Source organism: Lacticaseibacillus jixianensis (genome assembly GCF_003946485.1).
GTDB classification, from domain to species: domain Bacteria; phylum Bacillota; class Bacilli; order Lactobacillales; family Lactobacillaceae; genus Lacticaseibacillus; species Lacticaseibacillus jixianensis.
The window spans coordinates 1-5,133 of the sequence record NZ_RHOJ01000044.1 but is presented as its reverse complement, the minus strand read 5'-3'; the positions used below and the strand labels follow the sequence as shown (position 1 = coordinate 5,133).

Below are 5,133 nucleotides of genomic sequence, written 5' to 3'. Positions count from 1 at the left end.
CACGCAAGGTCTTGGGCTGGAAGACACCAGCTGAAGTCTACCTAGGTAAAAAGTTGCACTTGATTTGACAATTCGTCGTGAAAAAGTGGGGAACCAGCAGCATCAGCAGACTTAACGCGAGCACTAGAACCGTGAGCGACCAGTTGTAGTGCAGCAGCGCCGCGCCGCCGATGACGACCTGCAGCGCCTGGCCCGCCGCCATCCAGGTGTTCTCGAATCCGTAATCGTTAATGGTCGACAGGTCGTTAGTCAGCCACGACACGTATTCCGGAACGGGCTGTTGGTGAAACTGCTCAGCGCTGGTGCGCGCCAGCCGCGCGGTGATGTCGCGGCGCACGCTCAGCCCCATCGCTTCGTTGACTGCCGTTTCGGCTACGGGCTCAAGGTAATGCTGCAGCGAAAAAAGGGTCAGGACGATGGCGGTCGCCACTAGCCACATTAGGGTGCCCGATGCGGAACGGTGGCCGAGTGCCGTAAGAATGTTGCCCAGTGTGATGGTGTAGGCCGTGTTGAGGACGGTACCGGCGATCAAGAGGAAAGCGACCAGCAGCCCCATGCGCCAGTGGCGAAGAAAATATTGATTGAGCCGCATGTTAACGCGCCTCCTTCGCCTGGTACTTCAGGTAGGCCTGGTAAGTGGCCTCAGGCAGCGTACCGGCCTGCACCGCGGCCTTGACCGCGCAGCCGGGTTCGCTGACGTGGCGGCAGTTGCGGAACTGGCAGCTGGCTGCCAATTCCTCGATCGGCGAAAACTGCGCAGCAAACCCGGCACTGGCCTCGGCCACGCCCACCGCCCGCATCCCTGGGGTATCGATGAGCCGGGTGCCACTGGGCAGGACGAACAGGCGGCGGTTCGTGGTCGCATGGCGGCCGTGCGCGTCATCTTGCCGAATAGTTTTGGTGTACAAATCTTCACCGGTCAGCTTGCCGACCAGGGTGGACTTGCCCACGCCTGAGGAGCCGATGAGCGCGAGGCACGCGTCGGGTCGAAGCAGCGCTGCCAGCTGTGCGGCCGGTTCCTGATCAGCGCCGAGCGTGAACACCGGCGTGCCAGGGAAGGTCGCGGTGAGTTGACCGACCAGCTTGGCCAGGTCAGTGGCAGTAATCAGGTCCGTTTTCGTGATCAAGAATGCTGGCTTGGCGCGGCTGACTGTGGCAATCGCGTGGTAGCGGCGCAAGCGTTCAAGGTTGAAGTCGTGGTTAGCACTGGTGACGATCACCACCGTGGTTAAATTCGCGGCGATGGCCTGGTTGCCAGACTGCCGAAAGCGGCTGGAGGTGCTGCGTTCCAGCAGGCTGGTACGCGGCTGCATCGCCGTGATGCGCACGTTGCCGGCTTGCAGCGTGCCGTTCACCCAGTCGCCGACCAGCAGCTGGGTGTGTTGTTGCTTAAGCGTGCGGCGAAAGTTGCCGCTGAGCGTTGCAGGCAGCTCCTCACCGTCTGCCAGTAAGTCAAAACGGTCCTGGGCCTGAAACGAAATCTGGCCACGGACAACAGTTGAATCAGTGTTTAACAATAGAAAGCCTCCAAAGAATCTTGGCACAAAAAAGCAAGCCAACACGAGTCGGCTTGCTGCAAGGTCCTTTAGAGACGAAACAAATAGTTAGAGCTTGTTTCCAAGGAGGCCTGGCGTCAGCTGACACGTCACGAATAAACTTTGTGATGTTACCGTCCTAAAGTTTTTCATCATGGGTTGCCTCCTTGTGAAGATTTTATTTTTGATGGGCTAAGCATATTCCTCCCTGTGGTAGGTGTCAACGAGGAAAGGTTTGTTTGTCTAATTTGAACACCTAAAAGAAGCGTGCCAGTAGCTTGTTTCTAGAATTGTCCGGAACCAATTTGCTGATTTCGCCTTTTTCGTGATTTTGAATCTGGAAAAGCTGCTCCGTTTTTGCGTTTTTGCTGTTTTCGAAGAAATGCCTGCCAATTTTTGTTCCCAAAAGTGCATTAACGGGCAAAACTGAAATTATAGTAGCGAGTGCGACACTCGACGACCAATTTCCGAGGACTGGGTATCAAGTTCCGAGAAGCATGACCTATTTGTCTAATTAATGCGGGTAGCAGGGAGAGTTAACTTGCCATTGATTGCTTGGAATCGGTAAGGCACACTGGATTTAAAAGCGTGGCGGTGTTAATCGACCACCGCAGACGGAGGCATGATCATGATTACTTATCACTGGCAGGTTTCACCCGTAAAAGTCGACTTCAAGCCGTTGTACGAACAAAACGGTTGGGCTCGCTACCTCAATGATTGGGCGAAAACAGAACGCGCAATTCGGCAAGCGACCTACCTTGCTGCGCTCGAAGGGGAGCAAGCAGTGGGGCTCGCGCGTGGGGTTTCAGATGGCGAGACGATACTGTATCTCCAAGATCTGTTGGTGCTGCCAGCACGTCAGCATCAGGGCATCGGCACTGCATTGGTTAAGCAAATGCTGGGTCGGTTCCCCAGCGTTGGCCAAGTGGTGTTGATCGCCGAACCAACGAGGCAGGCGCAATCGTTTTATCAGCAGTTTGGGTTCCAATCGGTGGGCGCTCAATACGGCAATGCGATGGTGCTGGACCGGCGATAAAATATAGGCCTGCAGCTTTTTTCATAAACGGCAGGCCCAAGGAGTCGTGTTCAAACCAGTTAAGGTTGCCCCGAGGAATGGCGAAGCCCAGACAGAGAGCATCTGAATTAGGCAGCCGCGGCTGCAGTATCCGGCCACTTAACGGCGCACATTGCGGCGGCGATGACCATGAGCGCTGCGCAGCCGCCAAAGATGATCCATGCCGTCTGTGGTGAGCTGAGGTTGGCGATGCCAAGGAAAATCACGGTCCCCAGCGGTGCACCGACCAGAGAAGCCGTGTCGATCACAGACGAGGTTGCGGCCAAGTGCTGGTCGTCGATCTTACCCATGATCATGCCCTGCAGGCGCGGATTAATCTTGCCGATGGGATAACTTGCGACGATCATGCTGGCCAGCATGATTGCCGGCTGCTGCCACCACACCATGTTGATGGCAAACACGACCAGCGCAGCCATTGTGATGCCGGTCAGGGCGGCCAGCGGGACGCGTTGCAAGCCGTCGTGCATAAACAGCGCCGCCAGAGTAATCGACAGTGCCCCCACGATGTTGACCGCAGCCACGGTCGTCCCAAACGTGCCGAGCCAAAGCGCTTTGGTATTCGCCAGGAGCACTGAGGTGAGGCCGTCCATTGAGGTGCCAAGCGTGTTCACGCCCATGGCCAGGAAAACCATGGCGAAGATTGGTTTCTCTTCGTAAAGCAAGGCGAAGGCGCGGAAAATCCCGGTCTTGACGTTTTCGGCAGGCGTGGCCGGGGCCTGCGCTTTTTTGGCGTGTTCGTCTGAATCCGCCTGGGTAAAGGCGTGACGGTCATGCCAGAGCACGACGCCGGCAAGCACGAAGCTGACCGCGTTGATCAAGCCGAACAGGGCGAAGTTGTTGTGCAAGATAAGAATCAGGCTTGCACCGAACGCTTGGAAGACCATTGAAATCACATTGCGAATACCGCTGCTGAAGCCCATGGCGCTGGCGTACGCATCCTTCTTGATGAATGTTTTTTCATAATGCAGCAGCAGACCGGAGGTGAAGTTTGCAATCAAGTCTGAGCTGAAGTTGATGGCCAGCAGGAGTCCGAAGGTGAGCAGGGTGCCGGGCTGGCGGATCAGGAAGGCCAGCCCCACGTACAGCAGGCCTTGAACGACGCGCAGCCCGACCACCAGCTTGAAGCGGCGCCGCGGGTCGGTGTGATCCGCCCAGTACCCGTTTAGGATCAGGAACAGCGTCGGCAGCAGGTTGATGATCGACACCAGCGACAGGGCCAGCGTTTTGAACGGCAGCGTCTGCGCGTAAATCAGGAAGACTAGGTTAAACAGGACGGACCCGATGGCGCTGAGAAAATCCGAATTAGCCAGTGCGCGGAATTGGTGATTAGCAAGATATTCTTTCATAATGATGACCTCTTTTCTGATGGCCCAAGCATAGTTGACAGGAGAGGTTGTCCCGGTCAGAATATGCATATATGCAAAAGGAGCTGAGCGCATGCAAAAATACGGGCCGTATTTTCGGGAGCTGCGGCAAAGTAAGGACGTGACTTTGGCTCAGCTGGCCGCGGATACCGGGTTGACGGAAGGGTTCATCTCGCGGTTTGAGCGCGGGCAAAGCGACATCACCGTCAGCCGGTTCACCGCGCTGCTTGAGGCGCTGAACGTGGCAATTGAAGAGTTCCTGCTGGGGATGCGTCACTCAACGACGGATTCGGAAGAGGAGGAAGACTATTCGCTGGTTCGCGTGCGCAAGATGATGCCCTCCATGGCACCGTATTTTGCCATTAGTGAGGTCGTCAAGGACGCCTCACAGGTCAAAAGCTACATTGATGCTGCTGAGGCCGCGTACCGCGCCAAGCCGACACGCAAGAATCACTTCATTTGGCTGTTTTACCAGTCGATGAACGCGATTCTGCAGAAGCCGATCGATAACGCCAGCCTGGCGCGGATCCAGGCACCAATCATGCATTACCTCCAGCAGGTCGATAATTGGGGCGTCTACGAGTGTTACCTGTTTATTGCTTTTACCCCAGCGCTGGCGCCGGTGATGACGGTCCAACTGTTACGAATCGGCCTCAAGCGCAGCCGCTTTCTTAAGCACAGTCCAAGTTTTGAGCAGATCGACTTGCAGTTGGCCGTCGCCGCCTTGACCAGCCTAATGGCCCGTGATGAGATGACCGCCGCCGTTCAGGTCATGAAGATGATGAATGGGCTGGACCGAAGCAGCGCCAACCGCGTCATCGCCACGGGGTTCTTCAACGGCTGGCTGCAGATCAAACTCGGCAAGCGCGACGCCGGCATTGCGACGTGTGAGCACGCCATCCAGCAGTGTTCGGACCTTGGCCTCACCGAGTGGGCCAATCGCTTTAACGAGATCCTTAATTCACTTAAAACAACGCCGCCGACCGATACGATTTTCCTGTACGCGCAGTTCTGAGCGGCTCGGCATGGACCATCGCCCAATTAAAAGGACCAACTCAGCAGGGCAAGTAACGGCTTGTCTCTGAAGTGCAATAGAAAAGTTAGACGAATTAGAATTTGAATTAAGCCACGATGACTTGTTCCCGATACTCAACCGGGG

The 5,133-nt window shown here is 56.1% G+C and carries 5 protein-coding genes; 2 read left to right on the top strand and 3 right to left on the bottom strand.

All coding sequences use genetic code 11. The features are described 5' to 3' along the window. Nucleotides 1–37 precede the first annotated feature (37 nt). Together EKM85_RS11350 and rsgA are read right to left on the bottom strand one after the other, a co-directional pair. Nucleotides 38–592 carry an ABC transporter transmembrane domain-containing protein gene (locus EKM85_RS11350; protein ID WP_125586976.1) on the bottom strand — a complete coding sequence of 185 codons (555 nt, stop codon included), beginning with the start codon at nt 590–592 and terminating at the stop codon, nt 38–40. 1 nt (nt 593) lies between these two features. Further along, entirely contained in the window at nt 594–1,517 is a 924-nt protein-coding gene (gene rsgA, locus EKM85_RS11345) for a ribosome small subunit-dependent GTPase A (RefSeq protein WP_164510767.1), read from the bottom strand. A 646-nt stretch (nt 1,518–2,163) separates the two neighbouring features. On the opposite strand from rsgA, the gene EKM85_RS11340 reads away from it, so the two are divergent. Then, nucleotides 2,164–2,571: a GNAT family N-acetyltransferase gene (locus tag EKM85_RS11340; RefSeq protein ID WP_164510766.1), complete on the top strand. Its 408-nt coding sequence runs from the start codon at nt 2,164–2,166 to the stop codon at nt 2,569–2,571. 107 nt (nt 2,572–2,678) lie between these two features. Here EKM85_RS11340 and EKM85_RS11335 read toward each other — a convergent pair whose 3' ends face one another. Beyond that, nucleotides 2,679–3,956 carry an MFS transporter gene (locus tag EKM85_RS11335; RefSeq protein ID WP_125586970.1) on the bottom strand — a complete coding sequence of 426 codons (1,278 nt, stop codon included), beginning with the start codon at nt 3,954–3,956 and terminating at the stop codon, nt 2,679–2,681. A gap of 91 nt (nt 3,957–4,047) precedes the next feature. Here EKM85_RS11335 and EKM85_RS11330 point away from each other — a divergent pair, with 91 nt between their 5' ends. Continuing rightward, on the top strand, nt 4,048–4,989 hold the full coding sequence (locus EKM85_RS11330) for a helix-turn-helix domain-containing protein (RefSeq protein ID WP_125586967.1): 942 nt from the start codon (nt 4,048–4,050) through the stop codon (nt 4,987–4,989). The last annotated feature ends 144 nt before the right edge of the window (nt 4,990–5,133 follow it).

Excerpts from the sequence above, each read along its gene's own strand:
- EKM85_RS11350 (WP_125586976.1), bottom strand. The coding sequence starts at position 592 with ATGCGGCTCAATCAATATTTTCTTCGCCACTGGCGCATGGGGCTGCTG.
- EKM85_RS11340 (WP_164510766.1), top strand. The coding sequence starts at position 2,164 with ATGATTACTTATCACTGGCAGGTTTCACCCGTAAAAGTCGACTTCAAG.
- EKM85_RS11335 (WP_125586970.1), bottom strand. The coding sequence starts at position 3,956 with ATGAAAGAATATCTTGCTAATCACCAATTCCGCGCACTGGCTAATTCG.
- EKM85_RS11330 (WP_125586967.1), top strand. The coding sequence starts at position 4,048 with ATGCAAAAATACGGGCCGTATTTTCGGGAGCTGCGGCAAAGTAAGGAC.